The 16,813-nt window shown below is 73.9% G+C and carries 10 protein-coding genes; 3 read left to right on the top strand and 7 right to left on the bottom strand.

Annotated features, from left to right (window positions below; all coding sequences use genetic code 11):
• Positions 1-71 precede the first annotated feature (71 nt).
• The 7 genes from BLT82_RS08395 to BLT82_RS08365 form a co-directional block, all read right to left on the bottom strand.
• Positions 72-869, bottom strand: a complete 798-nt coding sequence (locus BLT82_RS08395; protein WP_093653226.1) for an HpcH/HpaI aldolase/citrate lyase family protein — start codon at positions 867-869, stop codon at positions 72-74.
• Positions 866-2,116: a CaiB/BaiF CoA transferase family protein gene (locus tag BLT82_RS08390; protein ID WP_208867774.1), complete on the bottom strand. Its 1,251-nt coding sequence runs from the start codon at positions 2,114-2,116 to the stop codon at positions 866-868. Before BLT82_RS08390 ends, BLT82_RS08395 begins: the two co-directional genes overlap by 4 nt.
• A 234-nt stretch (positions 2,117-2,350) precedes the next feature.
• Positions 2,351-3,259 (bottom strand): ribokinase, encoded by a 909-nt coding sequence (gene rbsK, locus BLT82_RS08385; protein WP_093653225.1) that lies wholly within the window; start codon positions 3,257-3,259, stop codon positions 2,351-2,353.
• On the bottom strand, positions 3,256-4,689 hold the full coding sequence (locus tag BLT82_RS08380) for an ADP-ribosylglycohydrolase family protein (RefSeq protein ID WP_093653224.1): 1,434 nt from the start codon (positions 4,687-4,689) through the stop codon (positions 3,256-3,258). The genes rbsK and BLT82_RS08380 overlap by 4 nt, the downstream gene beginning before the upstream one ends.
• Entirely contained in the window at positions 4,686-5,852 is a 1,167-nt protein-coding gene (locus BLT82_RS08375) for an ADP-ribosylglycohydrolase family protein (RefSeq protein ID WP_093653223.1), read from the bottom strand. The genes BLT82_RS08380 and BLT82_RS08375 overlap by 4 nt, the downstream gene beginning before the upstream one ends.
• 73 nt (positions 5,853-5,925) lie before the next feature.
• The gene (locus BLT82_RS08370) at positions 5,926-7,236 is read right to left on the bottom strand and encodes an ADP-ribosylglycohydrolase family protein (protein ID WP_093653355.1); all 1,311 of its coding nucleotides are present in this window, start codon (positions 7,234-7,236) and stop codon (positions 5,926-5,928) included.
• A gap of 1,160 nt (positions 7,237-8,396) precedes the next feature.
• The gene (locus BLT82_RS08365; protein ID WP_404203358.1) at positions 8,397-9,410 is read right to left on the bottom strand and encodes an ADP-ribosylglycohydrolase family protein; all 1,014 of its coding nucleotides are present in this window, start codon (positions 9,408-9,410) and stop codon (positions 8,397-8,399) included.
• Positions 9,411-9,629: 219 nt separating this feature from the next.
• Between BLT82_RS08365 and BLT82_RS08360 the strand changes: the two genes are divergently transcribed.
• The 3 genes from BLT82_RS08360 (at position 9,630) to BLT82_RS08350 (ending at position 16,798) form a co-directional block, all read left to right on the top strand.
• Entirely contained in the window at positions 9,630-10,358 is a 729-nt protein-coding gene (locus tag BLT82_RS08360) for a VIT1/CCC1 transporter family protein (protein ID WP_093653221.1), read from the top strand.
• Between the two features lie 406 nt (positions 10,359-10,764).
• Complete coding sequence (gene gltB, locus BLT82_RS08355) at positions 10,765-15,345, top strand: glutamate synthase large subunit (RefSeq protein WP_093653220.1); 4,581 nt, start codon at positions 10,765-10,767, stop codon at positions 15,343-15,345.
• A complete protein-coding gene (locus BLT82_RS08350; RefSeq protein ID WP_093653219.1) occupies positions 15,338-16,798 on the top strand; it encodes a glutamate synthase subunit beta in 1,461 nt (486 codons plus the stop codon). The genes gltB and BLT82_RS08350 overlap by 8 nt, the downstream gene beginning before the upstream one ends.
• The last annotated feature ends 15 nt before the right edge of the window (positions 16,799-16,813 follow it).

Raw genomic sequence — 16,813 nt, 5'->3', positions numbered from 1 at the left:
CACGGCCGGGCGGCCCTGCGGGCTTCGCGGGCCCGTCGCCCTGCGGCCCTGCCGCCCTGCGGCAGGCCGCGTCAGGCGCCGTCGCGGCCTGCCAGGGAGAGCGTGCGGTGGGCCGCCGCGACGACGGCCGCGTCGACGAAGCGGCCGTCGGGGAGGGCCAGGGCGCCCGCGTCCGTCGTCGCCGCCTTGACGATCTCCTCCGCCGCCTCCACCTCCTCGGGGCCGGGGAGATAGGCGCGCTCGATCACCGGGAGCTGCCGGGGGTGGATCGCGGCCCGGCCGAGGAAGCCCAGCGAGCGTCCGTGGGCACAGGAGGCCGCCAGCCCGTCCAGGTCCCGGATGTCGGGGAACACCGACTGCGTCGGCGGGGGCAGACCCGCCGCGCGGGCGGCGACGACGACGCGGCTGCGCGGCCAGTCCAGTCCGGTGTCGTTCCGCACGCCCAGGTCCGCCCGGAGATCCGCCTCGCCGAGCGCGATACCGCGCACCGCCGGGTCGGCGGTCGCGATCGCGTACGCGTGCTCCACTCCACCCGCCGATTCCAGCAGCGCGTACAGCCCCTTACCGGGGGCCAGCTTCGCCGTGACACGGATGTCGGTGGCGTGTGTCACCTTGGGGATGCGCAGAGCCGCCAGTCCCGGCAGGGGGGCCAGCGGTGCGATGTCGCGTTCCGCGTGGATGCGGACGTGGACCGGCACGGGCTGGGGGGAGGAGAGCAGTTCGGCGGTGGCCGCGAGCGCGTACGTCTTGCGGTGCGGGGCGACCGCGTCCTCGAGGTCGACGATCACGATGTCGGCGCCGGACGACAGCGCCTTCTGGACCACCTCGGGGCGGTCCCCGGGGACGTACAGCCAAGTGAGCGGGGTCATAGCGCGCCTTCGCCGCGCAGCGCGGCGATCCTGGCGGGGGTGAGCCCGAGTTCGCCCAGGACGGCGTCGGTGTCCGCGCCGTGCGGCCGGCCGGCCCAGCGGATGCCTCCGGGAGTCTCGGAGAGGCGGAAGAGGATGTTCTGCATGCGGATCGGGCCGAGCTCCGGATCGGGAACCTCGGTGACGCTGTCCAGCGCCCGGTACTGGGGGTCCTCCATGACGTCCCGTACGTCGTAGACGGGGGCGACCGCGGCCTCGGCCTTGTCGAAGGCGGCGATGACCTCGTCCCGGGTGTGGCGGGCGATCCAGGCGCCCACGGCCTCGTCCAGCACGTCCGCGTGCTCGGCCCGTCCGCTGCCGGAGGCGAACCACGGCTCGGAGGTCAGTTCCGGACGGCCGACGAGCCGCATCACGCGCTCGGCCACGGACTGCGCGGAGGTGGAGACGGCGAGCCAGGCGCCGTCGGCTGCCCGGTAGGTGTTGCGGGGCGCGTTGTTGCGGGAGCGGTTGCCGGTGCGCGGCTGGACGTAGCCGAGCTGGTCGTACCAGATGGGCTGCGGACCGAGCACGGTGAGGATGGGCTCGATGATGGCCATGTCGACGACTTGGCCGCGGCCGTTGGCGGCGCGGGCGGTGAGGGCGGTCATGACGGCGTAGGCGGTGGCGAGGGCCGCGATGGAGTCGGCGAGCCCGAAGGGCGGCAGCGTGGGCGGGCCGTCCGGCTCGCCGGTGATCGCGGCGAACCCGCTCATGGCTTCGGCGAGGGTGCCGAAACCGGGCCGGTGGCAGTACGGGCCGAACTGGCCGAAGCCGGTGACCCGGGCCAGCACCACCCGGGGATTGGCGGCGCTCAGCTCCTCCCAGCCGAGCTGCCACCGCTCCAGCGTGCCGGGGCGGAAGTTCTCGACGACGACGTCCGCGGTGGCGGCCAGCCGCAGGAAGGTCTCGCGGCCGCCGGGTGTGGACAGGTCGAGCGTGATGGTGCGCTTGTTGCGGCCGAGCAGCTTCCACCACAGTCCGACGCCGTTCTTGCCGGGCCCGTGGCCCCGTGACGGGTCGGGCTTCCCGGGGTGCTCGACCTTGATCACATCGGCGCCGAAGTCGCCGAGCATCGTCGCGGCGAGCGGGCCGGCGAAGAGGGTGGCGAGATCGAGGACGCGCAGCCCGGCGAGCGGCCCGCCCGCGGCGGGCGCACCGGCTGGGACGGACTGGCGAGCGGTGACGACGTCGGCGTCGGGATCGTGCATGGGGGCTCCTTGCGAGTCTCCTGCGGGGCGTGCGCGGTGCGGTGACGGGTCGAGGGGGTACGGGCTGTCGTGGGTACGGGCTGTCGTGGCTCGTGCCGGGCGGCCGGGGCACGGGGTGCGTTCCGTACGGTGCCGGTCGCGGTCGTGGTGTGCGATCCGGCGGCGGTGGCCTCGCGGCGCCGCGATCGGCGGGCACTCGCAGCGGGGCGCCGCCCGCGGCAGCGCCCGGCGGGCTCAGCCTCCCGTGGCGCCCTCCAGCCGGCCGGCGTCGATCTCGGGCCGGTACGGCATGGAGGACGAGGCGCCGGCGCGCTGGACGGACAGCGCCGCCGCGGTGGATGCCCAGGCCATCGCCTCGGGCATCGGCCGGCCCTCGACCAGGGCCACGGTGAGGACGCCGACGAAGGTGTCCCCGGCGGCCGTCGTGTCGACGGCACGCACCCGGGGCGCCGGGACCGTGACGGGTTCGGCGCCCCGGGCGGCGTGGAGGCTGCCCGCCGCGCCGAGCGTGATCACGACCTGCGGCACCTGGCGGAGCAGCGCCTCGGCCGCGGCTCGCGGGTCGGCGATTCCGGTGAGCAGGGCGGCCTCGTGCTCGTTGGGCACCAGCAGGTCGGTGACCGCGAGCAGTTCGGGCGGCAGGGGCTGCGCGGGCGAGGGGGTGAGGACGGTCCGTACCCCGTGCCGATGGGCGGCCTCGGCGCCGGCGATCACCCCCGCGAGGGGCAGTTCGAGCTGGAGGAGCAGCGCGTCGGCGGCGGCGATGAGGGTCTCGTCGCCGGGGGTGAGGTGGTCCACCGTCCCGTTGGCGCCGGGGATGACGACGATGGCGTTGCCGCCCTCGTCGTCCACCACGATGTGCGCGGTTCCGGACGGCCCCTCCGCGGTGCGCAGCAGATCGGTGTCGACCGCGGAGTGTTCGAGCGTCTCCCGCAGCACGACGCCGAAGTCGTCCGTGCCCACGGCGCCGATCATCGCCACCTCGCCGCCGGCCCGGGCGGCGGCGACGGCCTGGTTGGCGCCCTTGCCGCCGGGGACGGTGCGGAACTCCCGGCCCGTCACGGTCTCCCCGCGCTGCGGCGCCTTCGGGACGTAGGCGACGAGGTCCATGTTGGTGCTGCCGAGCACGACGATGCCGGTCATGGGTGCGGGTCCTCCCGGAGATTGATGCGGTCGTACGTGAGGCGGGCGAGCGAGTCGAAGCCGATGCCGTCGAACCCTCCGACGGTAGTGGCGAGTCGGTTCTTGAGCGGGGCCGTCCAGCGCTCGGGCAGGCGGTCGGGGCGGCCGGCGAGCAGCCCGGCCAGCGAACCGGCGGTGGCGCCGTTGGAGTCCGTGTCCCAGCCGCCCGAGACCGCACGGCAGATCGAGCCGGCGAAGTCGCCGTCCGCGTGGGTGAGCGCGGCGGCGAGCAGGGCCGCGTTGGGGATGACGTGCACCCAGTGACAGGCGCCGTGCGCCGCGTGCAGCCGGTCCACGACCGTGTCGAAGTCGTCGTGCGCGGCGGCGGTGGCGATGCCGCCGCGCACGGCCGCAGCGAACCGCGACCGGGGCGGGACGACACGGAGTCCTTCGCGCAGGCACCCGTGCACGTCGGTGCCGCCGCCGGCCGCGACGGCGAGTGCGGCCGCGATGAACATGGCCCCGTACACGCCGTTCGCGGTGTGGGTGAGCACCGCGTCGCGGTGGGCCTGCTCGGCCGCGGCCGCCGGGTCGCCCGGGTGGGTCCAGCCGTGCACGTCGGCGCGGATGGCGGCGCCGATCCACTCCCGGAAGGGGTTGTGGCGGGTGGCGGTGTCCGGCGGTTCCAGCCCGTCGAGGAGATTGCGGTACGCGACCCGCTCGGCGGTGAACGTACGGCCGGCGGGGAGTTCGTCCAGCCACAGCCGTGCGACGTCGGCGGTGCCGAAGTCCGGTCCGTGGCGCTGGAGGAGGAGCAGGTTCAGCAGCGGGTAGTTGAGGTCGTCGTCCTCGGGCATGCCGTCGATGTTCTCGGCGAGGGAGGTGGGGGCGGAGCGGCGGTTCCAGGGGTGGGCGGCGAGCAGCCCGGGGGGCACGCCCTTCGCCGTGAACCAGTTCGAGAGCGGCCAGTTGCCGGTCGCGCGGGCGAGTGCGCGGACGGCGTTCAGGGGGAGCTTCTCCACGGGCTTGCCGAGCAGACAGCCCGCCGCCCGGCCGAGCCAGGCGGCGTGCAGCCGCTGCTCCAGGGTCCCGTCGGGCCCGCACCCGGGCGTGTCCTTCGACCGTTCGCCCGTCGGGTGCTTCGCCCGCTCCCGCGAGCAGGACGCCGGCCAGTCGGGGCAGGCCGCCCGGATGGCCGGGAGGCCCGTCGGCTCGCGGTCGGCGAACGGAGAGGGGAGCGCGTCCAGTTCGTCCAGCAGCCGGATCGCCAGCTTCCGCAGCCGCGGGTCGGCGGAGCGGGGTGAGGCACCCGCGGCCGGCGGTGCCGGGGTGCCGCCCGCCGTACGCCAGCGGTGTGCGACCGCCGAGGCGTCGCGGCCGTCCTCGGCGGCCTGGCGGAGCTCGTGGCCTACCAGGTCCTCGGGCTGGACCCAGGTGAGCCGGAGGTTCACCGGGCTTCCGTGAGCCGCGCGAAGGCGGCCTCGTGCGCCCGGCGGCGCCGGGTGTCGCGGGCGAAGACCTCGTACGCGACCTCCGTGAGCGCGCGGGCCGGGGCGTGCAGATCCAGGCGGCTGGCCTCGGAGACGGTCTTCACCCAGTCGGTGGGGACCGGTTCCTCGCCGTGCAGCGCGCCGGCGATCGCCCCGGACATCGTGGCGATCGAGTCGCAGTCCCGGCCGTAGTTCACGGAACCGAGCACGGTCCTGCGGAAGTCGCCGTCGCCGATGAGCAGCATGCCCAGTGCGATGGGGAGTTCCTCGACGGAGTGCAGCCGGGAGGGGCGGCGAGCCGCCAGGGAGGGGGAGCGGTAGTCGGGCCCGACGGTGTCGAAGGGCGCGACAGCCTCGCGGAGCGGACGGAGCGCGGGTTCGAAGTCGCTGTGGCGGGAGGCCACTTCGGCCACCGCCTCGATCGCCGAACGGGTGCCGTCCTTGGCGAGCGACAGACAGGTCTCGACGACGGACTCCGGGCTCGCGCCGGGTGTGCAGGCCGCGGCGACCGCGGCCGCGAGGACGCCCGCCGCCTCGCGCCCGTACGAGGACTGGTGGGCTCCCGCCACGTCCAGGGCCTCCGCGTAGGCGGCGGCCGGGTCGGCCGCGTTGACCAGGCCGACGGGCGCCATGTACATGGCCGCACCGCAGTTGACGATGTTGCCCGCCCCGGCCTCACGGGGATCGACGTGGCCGTAGTGCAGCCGGGCCGCGAGCCACTTCTCGGCCAGGAACACCCGCTGCAGGGGGAGGGCCTCGGCCTCCAGCTCGGGGATCCAGCGGGGAGTGGAGACGAGGTCCGGTACGAGGTGGTCGGCGACGGCGTACGCGTCGAGGTGGTCACGGACGGTGGCGTAGACGCGCACGAGTGCGTGCGTCATCAGGGTGTCGTCGGTGACGTGCCCGTCGCCCTTGTGGTACGGCGCGATGGGGCGGGCGGTGCGCCAGTCGTCGCCGTGCCAGGGGCCGACGATGCCCCGAACCCGGCCGCCGTGGCGTTCCACGATCTGCTCCGGCGTGTATCCCTCGACCGGGCCGCCGAGCGCGTCGCCCACCGCCGCGCCGACGAGGGAGCCCGTGATCCGGTCGTCGAGCGGGGCGACCGGGTGCGCTGAGAGTGTCATGTCGGAATTGTCCACCCGGGGTGGGCGCCGGTGAGGCAGGCCGCGTCGGGGATTCGCGCCCGGGAGAGGCGAGTTACGGGTCCGGAGTCCGCACGGGTGTCCCCGCGGCCGAGGTCGGGTGGGTCACCGGGACCGGCGCGGCGGCGGGCGGCGCGCCGTGCGGGGCGAGCGGAGGACCGTCCGGCGGGCGGATCGTGCGGGCGAGCAGCCCCGCCAGTTCGACGAGGTCCGTACCGGCCAGGCGGGGCAGGGCGCAGCCGGCCAGGGTGCGGCAGGCGTCCCGCCATGCCGCGGGCACGGCCGCGCCGCCGCCGAGGGCGCCGGTCAGCGCACCGGCGAGGGCGGGCGCCGAGTCGGCGACGCGCGACAGGCATGCGGCGGCGGGGAGCGCGCCGCCCATCCGGCCGCGCGCCGCCGTCACGAGGGCGAGGGCGACGGGCACGGTCTCGGCGGCGGCGATTCCGTAGCTGTAGACGTGGTCGACGATCTGGTGCTCCAGCAGGGGCACGAGGGAGAAGGCGTCCTCCGCGTCGCGGGCGAGCGCGAGGGCGTGCCGGGCGTTGCGGCCGATCTCGGTTGCCTCGGGGAGTTCGGCGAGGGCGGCGCCGACGGACGCGTCCACCGGTGCGCCGCCCAGCGCCGCCGCGACGGCCGCCGCCATGGCACGGGCGCCGTGGACCCCGTCGCCGTCCTGGGTGTAGCGGGCGTCGAACTCGGCGAGATCGGCGGCGGTCCGCGGATCGCCCGGGTGGACGACGGCGAGGACGGCGGCCCGGACGCAGGCGGCGTCGTCGAAGTAGTGCGGGTTGTCGTGGCCCGTGGCGGGCGGGCGCAGTCCGGTGGCCAGATTGCCGAGGCCCGCGCGTACGGAGATCCGGGCCCGGAGGGGAGGCACGGCCGCCTCGACCTCGGGGGCACGCGCCTCGGCCGCGGCGATCTTTCCGGCCAGGGCGTTCCAGGCACGATCGACCGCGGCGCGCATACGGCGCCCGGGGTCGAGCCCGTCGAACCGTTCTCCCGCGGAGGCGAGGACCGTCTCGGCGGCGAAGGCGGCCCACTCGGCGTCGTCGGACGGGCCGAGGCGCAGAGGTTCCGGGGGCTGGTTGAGGGCGATCGGGACCGGGAGGGTGGTCGTGGCGTTCTGTTCGGCGAACGTGTCGAGCTCACGGGTGAGACGCCGGGTCCACTCCGGCATCCGCGCGGCCCGGTGCCGCGCGGCGGGCCATCCCGCGGCGTCACCGGCGGCGAGCCCGAGCAGCAGTCCCTCGATCCGGGCGCGGTGCACGTCGTGAGCGGGAGGAGCGGTGCGCGCCCGCGCGGCGGGGGCCTCGCCGGGGCGGAGCGCCGTCCGGTGCAGCCAGGAGGAGTAGCCCCACCCCGACACGGGCCCGCCGCTCCTGGTCCCGGCACCGTGGCCGTCCTGCGGCCGGCTCCGCCCGGCGGCAGGACCGTCGTCGGCCGCCGCGCCGCGCGACCGGCTGCCCGGTGCCGTGTGCCGCCGCAGCGGGTCCGTCCCGTGCTCGGGCCGTCCCACCGGGCGCGAGTGCTCCGGCCTCCACGAGCGCTCGCGCGCGGTGCGGTCGGCACCCGAGGCGCCGGCGCCGGCGGAGAGCCCGGCGGCTGCTCGGGCCGCTCCGGTGGCTGCGGCTGCTTGGGGCGTTCCGGCGGGTCCGGCGGTTCCGGTGGCTTGGGCCGCCCCGCTCGCCTCGGTGGTCTTGGTGGTATCGGTGGCTGCGGCCGCTTGGGCGGTTCCGGCTGCTTGGGCGGTACCAGTGGCTGCGGCCGCTTGGGCCCCCCCGCTCGCCCCGGCGGTCTTTGTGGTGTCGGCGGCCCCAGCGCTTCCGACGGTTCCGGCTGCTTGGGCGGTACCAGTGGCTGCCGCTGCTCGGGCCGTTCCGCTCGCCCCGGCGGTGCCGTCGGGCGCCGTGGCCGATCCGCTCGATGGTGGTCCGGCGTTTGCGGCGGTACCGGCCGTTCCGGTCGCTTCGGCTGCCTTGCTCGCCCCGGTGGCTGCCGCTGCTTGGGCCGCTCCGCTCGCCCCGGCGATTCCGGCGGGCGCCGTGCCCGCGCCGGTCCCGGCCGACCGGGCCCGCGTCGCGGCGGCTTCGTTCGCTCCGGCCCGGCGGACCGTTTCTGCGCCCTCCCGGACCCGGCGCACCGCACCTGCCGCGCCGGCTGGGGATTCCGCCGGTGTCTGCGCGCCGGTGGAGCCCTGCGGAGCCCCGGGCCCCGCACCCGTCGCCTCGGCCGTCGATCTCGCGGGTGCCTCCGGGCCGGCGCCCGCCGGCCGTTGCGTCCGGCCCGGGGACACGCCGTCCGCCGTACGCGCGACCCGCTCCCACACCTCATCCGGGCCTCCGGCCCGGGTGCCCGTCGGTGTCTCCGGGCCCTGCTGCTGGTCCTCCCGGACCGTCCCCGGGTCCGGCGCCCCCTCCCCCGACCCGTCGTCGGGCGTGTCCGGCCGGTTCGCCGCCAGGTCCGGAGGGGAGTCCGGGCTGTCGGGGGCGGGCTGGTCCGGGGTGGCGGAGTCGAGGGGGCGGGGGGTCATGAGAGGGCCTCGGTGTCGTCGTACGGGGTGAGCAGATCCGCGATGTCCAGGACGTGGTAGCCGCGCATCGAGGGGAGGCAACTGCCCCGGACCGGGCCGATCGCGGCGGCCCAGTCCGGCGGGATGGCGGAGGCGCCCGACATCGCGCCGGCCAGCGCGCCGGCGACCGCGGCGGTGGTGTCGGCGTCGCGGCCCATGTTGACCGCGGTCAGCACCGACGTGCGGAAGTCGCCGCGGGCCGCCGCGAAGGCGCCGAAAGCCAGGCCGACCGCCTCGGGCGCCAGGTCGGTCCACGGGTAGCCGCCGATGACGACCGCGGAGCGGACCGTGCGTTCGCGGCCGAGCAGGTCCGTCCCGGCGCGTTCCGCGGCCACGACCGCCCGGCGCATCGAACGCGAGGTCCAGGAGTCCAGGGGGACGACGGACAGGGCCGCGCCGATCACTCCCGCCGGGCCGGCTCCCGCCATCGCCGCGGCCACCCCCGCCGCCACCGCCTGCCCGCCGTAGATGCCCTCGCCGTCATGGCTCACGCAGCCGTCGATGGCCACCAGCCGCGCCGCCTCGTCGGGGGAGCCCGCGGCGAACACCCCGAACGGCGCCGCCCGCATCGCGAGCCCGTCGCTCCACGCGTGCCGGTGCTGCGCGGTGATGGGTGCCGCCAGCCCTCGGCGCAGGTTCTCCAGCGTGCCGCGCTCGCTGAATCCGGCACCCCGGAACGGACCCTCGTCCAGGTCCGCGATCCAGTGGTGCCACGCCTTCTCCACGTGTGCCACGGTCAGCGCCGACCCGTGCCGGGCGAGCAGCAGCCCGGAGAAGATCGCGTACTCCGTGTCGTCCGTGCCGGCGGGGCTGTCGCTCACGAAGCCCTCGATGCGGCCCCAGCGGCGGCGGATCTCCGACGGCCGCATGTTCTCGGCGGGTGCGCCCAGGGCGTCGCCCACGGCCAGTCCCAGGAGCGCGCCGCGGGCCCGATCGCATGCAATCCAGTCCACCGCGCCACTCCTTCGCACCCCTTCGGGCCCCTTCCTCGATCTGTCCCACGCGGGGCGCCGGGTGCGGGCGCGGGAAACCCCGGTTCACGCGTCCGGCCCAAGGGCGGAGCCCAGCGCTCTGACCAGGTAAGTAAAGCCTGCCTTGCTAGCGCGCCCCTTACATCGCGCGTACTTTCGAGAACGAGAAACGGGGCGGGGCACGGACGTGGACCCGCTCCGGGGAACGAGGGGAGAGCTGTGTCCATCATCGAGACCGAGGCGACGCTTCACGAGGCGCACCGCGACAACCACACGCACCGCGATGTCAACGGCGGCTGGCTGCGTCCCGCGGTGTTCGGCGCGATGGACGGGCTCGTGTCCAACCTGGCCCTGATGACCGGTGTCGCGGGCGGGTCCGCGTCCCCGCAGACCATCGTGATCACGGGCCTCGCCGGCCTCGCGGCCGGCGCCTTCTCGATGGCCGCGGGCGAGTACACCTCCGTCGCCTCGCAGCGCGAGCTCGTCCAGGCGGAACTGGACGTCGAGCGCCGTGAGCTGCGCAAGCACCCGGTCGACGAGATGGAGGAGCTGGCCGCGCTGTACGTGGCCCGCGGTGTCGAGCCCCGGCTCGCCCGTGAGGTGGCCATGCAGCTGTCCAGGGATCCCGAGCAGGCCCTGGAGATCCACGCCCGCGAGGAGCTGGGCATCGACCCGGACGAGCTGCCCTCGCCGACGGTGGCCGCCGTCTCGTCCTTCGGGTCGTTCGCCCTGGGTGCGCTGCTGCCGGTCCTGCCGTACCTCCTGGGCGCCACCACGCTGTGGCCCGCGGTGCTGCTGGCGCTCCTGGGGCTGTTCGCCTGCGGCGCGCTGGTGTCCAGGGTGACCGCGCGCGGCTGGTGGTTCAGCGGGCTGCGCCAGCTGGCCCTGGGCGGTGCCGCCGCGGCCGTCACCTACGGGATCGGAAGCCTGGTCGGGGCCGCCGTCTAGCCGTTCGACCTGCGTCGTCACAGCCTTCGGGGGTCCCTTCCGGAGGCTGTGACCTACGTCCTGCTGCCCTATCGGGCCGTGAGGTGCGACACTTGGTCTTGGCCTCACACCAAGAGCCGTTACCGGGCGGTTTCGAATCCTTAACCGCCGGGCATGAGCCACACGCGCTGTGGGCAACGAAGCCTGCTCTGCATCCCGGGTCCGTGGACACCGATCCCAAGCCGATCTGTCCGCACCCGCCCCCACCTGCGCCGCTATCAGAACCCCATAGCGCGGTGTCCGCATGTTGGAATGGGCTATCCGCTTCCCGAGAACCTCTCCATCATGTAACCTGCACGAAATTTCAGCGGAGGGCCAACGTCGTCCCTCGGCACCGCCACATGCCACGACGACGACGGGAGAGCCGATGCGTTCCGACGCCTGGTCGCCCATGGACGGTCGCCCCGCCCCGCAGGGGATGTACGACCCCCGTAACGAACACGACGCCTGCGGCGTCGGGTTCGTGGCCACCCTCACCGGTGTTGCCAGCCATGAGCTGGTCGAGCAGGCGTTGACCGTTCTGCGCAACCTCGAGCACCGCGGCGCCACCGGCTCCGAGCCCGACTCCGGCGACGGGGCCGGCATCCTCCTCCAGGTCCCGGACGCCTTCCTGCGCGAGGTCGCCGGATTCGAGCTCCCCGAGGCCGGTTCGTACGCCGTCGGCATCGCCTTCGTCCCGCAGGGCGCCGAAGACGAGGCCGTCTCACGGATCGAGACGATCGCCGCAGAGGAGGACCTCTCCGTCCTCGGCTGGCGCGACGTCCCCGTCGCGCCCGAGCTGCTCGGCGCGACGGCCCGTTCGACGATGCCCGTCTTCCGCCAGCTCTTCGTGGCCGGGGACGACCCCCGGGCCGGAGGCTCCGCGCTCAGCGGCATCGCCCTCGACCGCAAGGCGTTCGTGCTGCGCAAGCGCGCCGAGCGCGAGGCCGGCGTGTACTTCCCGTCGCTCTCCGCACGCACCATCGTCTACAAGGGCATGCTGACCACCGGCCAGCTGGAGCCCTTCTTCCCGGACCTCTCGGACCGCCGCCTCGCCACCGCAGTGGCCCTGGTCCACTCCCGGTTCTCCACGAACACCTTCCCGAGCTGGCCGCTGGCCCACCCGTACCGCTTCGTGGCGCACAACGGTGAGATCAACACCGTCAAGGGCAACCGCAACTGGATGCGGGCCCGTGAGTCGCAGCTGGTCAGCGAGCTGTTCGGGGACGGGAACCTGGACCGGATCTTCCCGCTCTGCACGCCGGACGCCTCCGACTCCGCCTCCTTCGACGAGGTCCTGGAGCTGCTCCACCTCGGCGGCCGCTCGCTGCCGCACAGCGTGCTGATGATGGTTCCCGAGGCGTGGGAGAACCACGACTCCATGGACCCGGCCCGGCGCGCCTTCTACCAGTACCACTCCACGATGATGGAGCCCTGGGACGGCCCGGCCTGCGTCACCTTCACCGACGGCACCCAGGTCGGCGCGGTCCTCGACCGCAACGGCCTGCGCCCCGGTCGCTACTGGGTCACCGACGACGGCCTCGTCGTGCTCTCCTCCGAGGTCGGCGTCCTGGACATCGACCCCGCCAAGGTCGTCCGCAAGGGCCGCCTCCAGCCGGGCCGGATGTTCCTCGTCGACACCGCCGAGCACCGCATCATCGAGGACGACGAGATCAAGGCCCAGCTGGCCGCCGAGCAGCCCTACGAGGAGTGGCTGGAGGCCGGGATCATCGAGCTCGGCGACCTGCCCGAGCGTGAGCACATCGTCCACACCCACGCCTCGGTCACCCGCCGCCAGCAGACCTTCGGCTACACCGAGGAGGAGCTGCGCGTCCTGCTCGCGCCGATGGCCCGCACCGGCGCCGAGCCGATCGGCTCCATGGGCACCGACTCGCCGATCGCGGCCCTCTCCGAGCGCCCGCGGCTGCTGTTCGACTACTTCACCCAGCTGTTCGCGCAGGTCACCAACCCGCCGCTGGACGCCATCCGCGAGGAGCTCGTCACCTCGCTGATCTCCTCGCTCGGCCCACAGGGCAACCTGCTGGAGCCGACCGCCGCGTCCTGCCGCTCGGTCACCCTGCCGTTCCCGGTGATCGACAACGACGAGCTGGCCAAGCTCATCCACATCAACGCCGACGGCGACATGCCCGGCATGAAGGCCGTCACCCTTTCCGGCCTCTTCCGGGTCTCCGGCGGCGGCGACACCCTCGCCGCCCGGCTGGACGAGATCTGCGCCGAGGCCGACGCCGCCATCGAGGGCGGCGCCCGCCTGATCGTGCTGTCCGACCGCCACTCCGACGCCGAGCACGCGCCGATCCCGTCGCTGCTGCTCACCGCGGCGGTCCACCACCACCTCATCCGCACCAAGCAGCGCACCCACGTGGGTCTGCTGGTCGAGGCCGGCGACGTCCGCGAGGTGCACCACGTCGCGCTGCTCATCGGCTACGGCGCCGCCGCCGTCAACCCGTACCTGGCGATGGAGACCGTCGAGGACCTGCTGCGCGCCGGTACGTTCATCGAGGGCCTGGAGCCCGAGCAGGCGATCCGCAACCTGATCAAGGCGCTCGGCAAGGGCGTCCTCAAGGTCATGTCCAAGATGGGCATCTCCACCGTCGCCTCCTACCGGGGCGCCCAGGTCTTCGAGGCCGTCGGTCTCGACGACGCCTTCGTCGCCAAGTACTTCGACGGCACCGCGACGAAGATCGGCGGCGCCGGCCTCGACGTCGTCGCCAAGGAGGTCGCCGCCCGGCACGCCAAGGCGTACCCGGCCAGCGGCATCGCCCCGGCGCACCGCGCGCTGGACATCGGTGGCGAGTACCAGTGGCGCCGTGAGGGCGAACCGCACCTGTTCGACCCCGAGACCGTCTTCCGGCTGCAGCACGCCACGCGCACCAAGCGGTACGACATCTTCAAGAAGTACACGGGGCGGGTGAACGAGCAGTCCGAGCGCCTGATGACGCTCCGCGGCATGTTCGGCTTCAAGTCCGACCGCCCGTCGATCCCCCTCGACGAGGTCGAGCCGGTCTCCGAGATCGTCAGGCGCTTCTCCACCGGCGCCATGTCGTACGGCTCCATCTCCAAGGAGGCGCACGAGACCCTCGCCATCGCCATGAACCAGCTGGGCGGCAAGTCCAACACCGGTGAGGGCGGAGAGGACCCGGACCGCCTCTACGACCCGGCGCGCCGCTCGAGCATCAAGCAGGTCGCCTCCGGCCGCTTCGGCGTGACCTCCGAGTACCTGGTCAACGCGGACGACATCCAGATCAAGATGGCCCAGGGCGCCAAGCCCGGCGAGGGCGGCCAGCTGCCCGGCCCCAAGGTCTACCCGTGGGTCGCCAAGACCCGGCACTCCACCCCGGGTGTCGGCCTGATCTCCCCGCCGCCGCACCACGACATCTACTCGATCGAGGACCTGGCGCAGCTGATCCACGACCTCAAGAACGCCAACCCGGCCGCCCGCATCCACGTGAAGCTGGTGTCCGAGGTCGGCGTCGGCACCGTCGCCGCGGGTGTCTCCAAGGCCCACGCGGACGTGGTGCTCATCTCCGGCCACGACGGCGGCACCGGCGCCTCGCCGCTCACCTCGCTGAAGCACGCGGGCGGCCCCTGGGAGCTCGGCCTCGCCGAGACCCAGCAGACGCTGCTGCTCAACGGGCTCCGCGACCGGATCGTCGTGCAGACCGACGGCCAGCTGAAGACCGGCCGCGACGTCGTCATCGCCGCGCTCCTCGGCGCCGAGGAGTTCGGTTTCGCGACCGCCCCGCTGGTCGTGTCCGGCTGCATCATGATGCGCGTCTGCCACCTGGACACCTGCCCGGTCGGCATCGCCACGCAGAACCCGGTCCTGCGCGAGCGCTTCACCGGCAAGGCGGAATTCGTCGTCAACTTCTTCGAGTTCATCGCCGAGGAGGTCCGCGAACTCCTCGCCGAGCTGGGCTTCCGCACGCTCGACGAGGCCGTCGGCCACGCCGAGCTGCTGGACACCACCCGCGCGGTGAACCACTGGAAGGCCCAGGGCCTCGACCTGGCGCCGCTGTTCCACGTGCCCGACCTGCCCGAGGGCGCCGTCCGCCACCAGCTGGTCGAGCAGGACCACGGCCTGGAGAAGGCCCTGGACAACGAGCTGATCAAGCTGTCCGCTGACGCGCTGGCCGCGGCCACCGCCGAGGAGGCGCAGCCGGTCCGCGCCCAGGTCGCGATCCGGAACATCAACCGGACCGTCGGCACGATGCTCGGCCACGAGGTGACCAAGAAGTTCGGCGGTGCGGGCCTGCCCGACGACACCATCGACATCACCTTCACCGGCTCCGCCGGCCAGTCCTTCGGCGCCTTCCTGCCGCGCGGCGTCACGCTGCGCCTGGAGGGCGACGCCAACGACTACGTCGGCAAGGGCCTCTCCGGCGGCCGGGTCGTGGTCCGCCCCGACCGCGGCGCCGACCACCTCGCCGAGTACTCGACCATCGCGGGCAACACCATCGCCTACGGCGCCACCGGCGGCGAGCTGTTCCTGCGCGGCCGCACCGGCGAGCGCTTCTGCGTCCGCAACTCCGGGGCGCTGGTGGTCTCCGAGGGCGTGGGCGACCACGGCTGCGAGTACATGACCGGCGGCCACGCCGTCGTCCTCGGCGAGACGGGACGCAACTTCGCGGCCGGCATGTCCGGCGGTGTCGCGTACGTCATCGACCTCGACCGGGACAACGTCAACGCCGGCAACGCGAACGCCGTCGAGATCCCGAGCGACACCGACAAGGAGTGGCTGCACGACGTCGTGCGCCGCCACCACGAGGAGACGGGTTCCACGGTGGCCGAGAAGCTCCTCGCCGACTGGCCCGCCGCCGCGGACCGGTTCAGCAAGATCATCCCGACCACGTACAAGGCCGTGCTCGCCGCCAAGGACGCCGCTGAGCTCGCCGGTCTCTCCGAGCGGGAGACCACCGAGAAGATGATGGAGGCGGCGACCAATGGCTGACCCCAAGGGCTTCCTGACCACCGGGCGCGAGGTCGCCGAGACCCGCCCCGTCGCCGAGCGCGTCAAGGACTGGAACGAGGTCTACGTCCCCGGCTCCCTGCTGCCGATCATCAGCAAGCAGGCCGGGCGCTGCATGGACTGCGGCATCCCGTTCTGCCACAACGGCTGTCCGCTCGGGAACCTCATCCCCGAGTGGAACGACTACGCCTACCGCGAGAACTGGCAGGCGGCCAGCGAGCGGCTGCACGCCACGAACAACTTCCCGGAGTTCACCGGCCGCCTGTGCCCCGCCCCGTGCGAGTCGGCGTGCGTCCTCGGCATCAGCCAGCCCGCCGTCACCATCAAGAACGTCGAGGTCTCGATCATCGACAAGGCGTGGGACACGGGTGACGTCAAGCCGCAGCCGCCGGAGCGGCTGTCCGGCAAGACCGCCGCGGTCATCGGCTCGGGGCCGGCGGGCCTCGCCGCCGCCCAGCAGCTGACGCGGGCCGGCCACACCGTGGTCGTCTACGAGCGCGCCGACCGCATCGGCGGGCTCCTCCGCTACGGCATCCCCGAGTTCAAGATGGAGAAGCGGCACGTCAACCGCCGCATCGAGCAGATGCGCGCGGAGGGCACCAAGTTCCGTACGGGCATCGAGATCGGCCGCGACCTCACGGCGACGGACCTGCGCAAGCGGTTCGACGCGGTCGTCATCGCCGCCGGTGCCACGACCGCGCGCGACCTGCCGGTGCCGGGCCGCGAACTGAACGGCATCCACCAGGCGATGGAGTACCTGCCGCTCTCCAACAAGGTCGTCGAGGGCGACTTCGTGTCCCCGCCGATCACCGCCGAGGGCAAGCACGTCGTCGTCATCGGCGGCGGCGACACCGGCGCCGACTGCGTCGGCACGGCCCACCGCCAGGGCGCGGCCTCCGTGACCCAGCTGGAGATCATGCCCCGGCCCGGCGAGGAGCGCAGCGCCGGCCAGCCCTGGCCGACGTTCCCGATGCTCTACAAGGTGACGTCGGCGCACGAGGAGGGCGGTGAGCGGGTCTACTCCGTCTCCACCACCCACTTCGAGGGCGACGCGGACGGCAACGTCCAGTCCCTCCACCTCGTCGAGGTCGAGTTCGTCGACGGCAAGCTGACGCAGAAGCCGGGCACCGAGCGCGTGATCCCGGCCCAGCTGGTCACCCTCGCCATGGGCTTCACCGGCACCGACGTCGAGAACGGCCTGGTCTCCCAGTTCGGCCTGGCGCTGGACGAGCGCGGCAACATCGCCCGCGACGCGGACTTCGCCACCAACGTCGACGGCGTCTACGTCGCCGGCGACGCGGGCCGCGGCCAGTCGCTGATCGTCTGGGCCATCGCCGAGGGCCGTTCCGCGGCGCGCGGGGTGGACCGCTACCTCACGGGCACCAGCGAACTGCCCGCGCCGATCCGCCCGACGGACCGTTCGCTGACGGTCTGACCGGACGCCCTTCCC

The organism is Streptomyces wuyuanensis (assembly GCF_900103455.1).
Classification (GTDB): Bacteria; Actinomycetota; Actinomycetes; order Streptomycetales; family Streptomycetaceae; genus Streptomyces; species Streptomyces wuyuanensis.
This window is presented reverse-complemented; position numbering and strand designations above follow the sequence as displayed.

Coding starts and splice junctions, on each gene's coding strand:
- BLT82_RS08395 (WP_093653226.1), bottom strand. CDS start 869: ATGACCCCGCTCACTTGGCTGTACGTCCCCGGGGACCGCCCCGAGGTG.
- BLT82_RS08390 (WP_208867774.1), bottom strand. CDS start 2,116: ATGCACGATCCCGACGCCGACGTCGTCACCGCTCGCCAGTCCGTCCCA.
- rbsK (WP_093653225.1), bottom strand. CDS start 3,259: ATGACCGGCATCGTCGTGCTCGGCAGCACCAACATGGACCTCGTCGCC.
- BLT82_RS08375 (WP_093653223.1), bottom strand. CDS start 5,852: ATGACACTCTCAGCGCACCCGGTCGCCCCGCTCGACGACCGGATCACG.
- gltB (WP_093653220.1), top strand. CDS start 10,765: ATGCGTTCCGACGCCTGGTCGCCCATGGACGGTCGCCCCGCCCCGCAG.
- BLT82_RS08350 (WP_093653219.1), top strand. CDS start 15,338: ATGGCTGACCCCAAGGGCTTCCTGACCACCGGGCGCGAGGTCGCCGAG.